We start from the raw sequence: 4,361 nt of genomic DNA on the forward strand, positions 1-4,361 counted from the left end.
TAAAATTTTTTCTATTTCATCTTGTGATAAATGATCCACAAGATCATATGCATAATGAGCTATGATAATTCTACCTTCCACATTAATCAAAAAATCTGCGGGCATTCTATAAAAATTACTTTCAGCTTCTGGTATAAGGGAAAAACCTTTTTCTTCCGCTACACTCACCCTTTGTTGAACTTTAGGTAAATTCATAGAATGATTAATTTTAATTTCTGAATTTTCTACATTATAAAGTTTGTAAAGAACACCTTCCGGATCTGCAATAAGAGGAAAAGGTACATCTTGTCTACCCACATATTTCAACATATTTTCTTGGGACGATTCAAAAACAGCCAAAATTTCTAATCCTTTTGCTTTATAGATGGGATAACGTTGGATAAGATCATGAATTTGTAAATTACATAAAGCACAAGCTGCATTGCGAAAAAAAGATAGCAAAATTTTTTTACCCCTAAAATTTTCTAAATGAATAGGATTATTAAAAATATCCAAAGTTTTAAATAAAGGGGCCAGTGTATCATTTGTAATATCTTGCATAATATTTTCCTTTCTATATTCTTAAATACAAACAAAACAAGGTATATAGTAAGCTTGGTTTACTATATTGTCAACCAAGTTTACCAATAAAGATTATGAGCAAAAAAAATATAAAAGTTACCCATCAACAACTTGAAGAATTACGCCAATCTCATATAGGGAAATTGTTTTTACAAGCCCATCGTAATTTCAGTTTAAAAGCTATCAAAAAGCTTCGTCTCCAAGGTCATGAAAACCTGGGCCTCTCTCATACAGGGCTGTTAGCTAACCTTGATATCCAGGGCACGAATATGATTACACTTGCAACACGGATGGGTATCAGCAAACAAGCAGTTGGTAAACTTGCCAAAGAACTTGAAGATAAAGGATATGTCCAAATTACAGCTGATCCCGATGATAAAAGAGCTACCCGTCTTATTTATACAAAAATGGGGGATCAATTTTTATATGATGCCCATCAAATTAAACAAGAAATAGAAACAGAATATACAGCTATCTTAGGTAAAAAAAATATGGAGACATTACGTGCTCTTTTAAAAAAATTATTAACCCAATCTGGTTCTTCTGAATTTTAATTCTTATTTATTTGCCAAAATTATTAGGTAAACTAACCTTAGCAAAAGGCAATTTTACAAAATCTTCATAAATCATTGCCCACCTTTCGTGATCCCTCCAAGATCCATCAATTTTTAGATATTTCGGAGAATAACCTTCACGACGAAACCCATTGCTTTTAACCAGATTTAAAGAACGGTTATTATTAGGTTGAATATTAGCTTCAATTCTATGAAGTTTTAAATCATAAAAAATTTTTGAAAGAACTAATTTTAATCCTTGGCTCATATATCCTTGGCCTGTAAAACCGATGATCCCGTAAAATCCTAAATAAGCACTATGAAAATGACCTCGCACTATTTCACTTATATTAAAAACTCCCGTAATATTTTGGTTAGAATCAAAGGCTAAATAGCTTTTATGGGTATCTTGGCTTACTCTTTTTAAATAAAGCATAAATTCATCATGATCTAAAGGTGGTCTAATCCAAGGATGGTGAAGATTTATGCTTTCATTCATAACCGATAAAAAAATATTTTTATCTTCAAGCTTAGGTTCACGAAGTATTAAGTTAATCATTCTTTTTATTTATTTTGTTTTTTAGCAATATTACTAAGAACAGTATCAAAAATTTCAGAAGATTTGTATATTTTCATATAATCAGGTTTTTTAACAGATGGGGATAATTTTGGATCATCAATAACCTGACCAATTTTCTTGTAAATTTCGACAACCCCTGCCCAACAATTCAGATTATAATCTTCTTTATCATCAATAGGTGGGCCAGTTCTTATTTTTGCTGATGCTTCATCAATAGGCATTTTTAATATAGTTGTTGCTTTAAGCTCTTTGGCCGAAGGCGGTCTTATATCTTGCCAACGTTGAGGTACAATTTTTTCCATAAACATTTCTAATGATTTATTTTTTTCATGCACATTGATTACTTTTGAAGCCTGTCCCAAAATCATCACCGAACGATAATTTAAAGAATGATGAAATGCAGAACGGGCCAAAACCAATCCATCTAAATGAGTTACTGTTAAACATATAGGTATATTTTTTCTATATGTCGTAACATTCTGCTTGCAGCAGAACCATGCCAATAAACATAATGACCTTCACGCCAATGGCTGGTAGGTGTTACATAAGGGTTGTTATCAATAACATATCCTATATGGCACACCAATTCTGAATCTAAAATATTATAAAGTGTTTGACGATCATAATTTGCACGATTAGGTACGCGTTTAATTTTTGAACGATGTGTTGGTTTAAAAAGCACGGGTTTTGAGAGTGACATAAATGACCTTAAAATATTTAAAATTAATTCAAAAAAACTACAATAATATTATTTCTTTATTTTTTTTAAAATTTTCAATTTATTTGTTTATTATCATTAATAAAAATCATCCCCAGATTTTAATCTGGGGATAGGGTTATAGTTAAAGGAGGCATAAAATTAATTTTATTTCATTGTAGCAATATTATAGTTTATTATAGGTGCATGGATTCCTTCTTCATTTAAACTTTATTCAAATTATTTATGATATAAAAATATCCATGGTTATTATCATATATTTTCCAAAATATATCTTCTGCTTTCACCAAATGTAGTCGCGTCAAAGCAATTATGATAATCATTCCAACTATAATTAATTTGGATATTTTCATAATTAATCCCCATATGTGAGAATAAAACTTTCAAAAGAGGCTACAATTTTAATCATAAAACAAAAATGTTAATTTTGTATTAGTCGTTTTGATATTAAATCATCAACCACAGAAGGTTCTGCCAGCGTCGATATATCACCCAAATCTGCAATTTGATTTATAGCAATTTTTCTTAAAATCCGGCGCATTATTTTACCCGATCTCGTTTTAGGAAGAGATGAAGCCCATTGAATAAAATCGGGTATAGCAATTGCCCCAATTATTTTTTTAACAGTTTCCTTTAATTCTTGCATAAGTTGATCTGAAGGTTGGTAATCAGATTTAACAGTGACAAAAGCATAGATACCTTGCCCCTTGATGGGATGGGTGCATCCCACAACTGCAGCTTCGGCAATATGGGGATGAGCAATCAAGGCGCTTTCTATTTCTGCTGTACCTAAGCGGTGACCAGAAACATTAATAACGTCATCAACCCTACCGGTAATCCAATAATACCCATCATGATCACGTTTGGCACCATCTCCTGTAAAATATTTATTTCTGAATTTTGAAAAATATGTATCCACAAAACGCTGATGATCTTGATAAACTGTGCGCATTTGCCCAGGCCAACTTCCCTCTATACATAGATTACCCTCCCCTATTCCATCAATGACATTTCCTTGATCATCAACAAGAACGGGTTTAATACCAAAAAATGGTCTGGTGGCAGAACCAGGTTTTAAAGCTGTTGCTCCTGGTAAAGGTGTAATTAAAATACCACCTGTTTCTGTTTGCCACCATGTATCAACAACAGGACATTGATTATAGGCAATTTTTTGTCGATACCAAAGCCATACGTCGGGATTAATAGGTTCGCCCACAGAACCAATAATTTTTAAAGATTGTCTTGAAGAAGTTTTTAAATAATCTTCACTTTCCCGCATTAAGGCACGTAAAGCCGTAGGGGCTGTATAAAAAATAGCAACTTTATAACGGTCAATAATTTCCCAAAAACGTGACCAAGTTGGATAGTGGGGAACACCTTCATACAAAACAATTGATGCCCCATTAGCCAAAGGTCCATAAACCATATACGAATGACCCGTAATCCACCCAATATCAGCTGTACACCAATAAATATCATTATCATGATAATCAAAAACATAACGAAATGTAATTGCCGTATAAACAAGATATCCACCTGTGGTATGAAGAACCCCTTTTGGTTTACCAGTTGACCCAGATGTATAAAGAATAAACAGTGGGTCTTCAGCATTCATTTCTTCTGCTTTAGCATCTACCTTATAATTTATTTGTCCCAATTTTTGTATTTCTTCATGAACCCAAAAATCACGATTTTTTACCCAATTTATTTTGTCATGGCTATGGGCAACAACGAAACATTTTTTAATAGTTGGACATGATATTAAAGCTTGATCCACATTATATTTTAATGGGATTACTTTTCCACCTCGTCTTCCTGTATCTGCTGTAATAATAAAATTGGACCGGCAATCATTAATACGCCCAGATAAACTTTCTGATGAAAATCCAGCAAAAACAACCGAATGAATAGCACCCACTCTTGCACATGCTAACATAGCATAAATAGC

Annotated in this window: 4 protein-coding genes and 1 pseudogene; 1 reads left to right on the forward strand and 4 read right to left on the reverse strand. The window is 32.5% G+C overall.

Going from position 1 to position 4,361, the window contains the following annotated elements:
* Positions 1 to 540: redoxin domain-containing protein (locus K1X44_08780; protein MBX7147382.1), on the reverse strand; the 540-nt coding region annotated here is incomplete at its 3' end.
* Positions 541 to 635: 95 nt separating this feature from the next.
* Between K1X44_08780 and K1X44_08785 the strand changes: the two genes are divergently transcribed.
* On the forward strand, positions 636 to 1,115 hold the full coding sequence (locus K1X44_08785) for a MarR family transcriptional regulator (GenBank protein MBX7147383.1): 480 nt from the start codon (positions 636 to 638) through the stop codon (positions 1,113 to 1,115).
* 7 nt (positions 1,116 to 1,122) lie between these two features.
* Here K1X44_08785 and K1X44_08790 read toward each other — a convergent pair whose 3' ends face one another.
* The 3 genes and pseudogenes from K1X44_08790 to acs form a co-directional block, all read right to left on the reverse strand.
* Positions 1,123 to 1,674 (reverse strand): GNAT family N-acetyltransferase, encoded by a 552-nt coding sequence (locus tag K1X44_08790; protein MBX7147384.1) that lies wholly within the window; start codon positions 1,672 to 1,674, stop codon positions 1,123 to 1,125.
* 5 nt (positions 1,675 to 1,679) lie between these two features.
* Positions 1,680 to 2,395 (reverse strand): annotated as a pseudogene (locus K1X44_08795) (pyridoxamine 5'-phosphate oxidase family protein).
* Between the two features lie 439 nt (positions 2,396 to 2,834).
* Positions 2,835 to 4,361: acetate--CoA ligase (gene acs, locus K1X44_08800; protein MBX7147385.1), on the reverse strand; the 1,527-nt coding region annotated here is incomplete at its 5' end.

This window comes from Alphaproteobacteria bacterium (assembly GCA_019695395.1).
GTDB lineage: Bacteria > Pseudomonadota > Alphaproteobacteria > JAEUKQ01 > JAIBAD01 > JAIBAD01.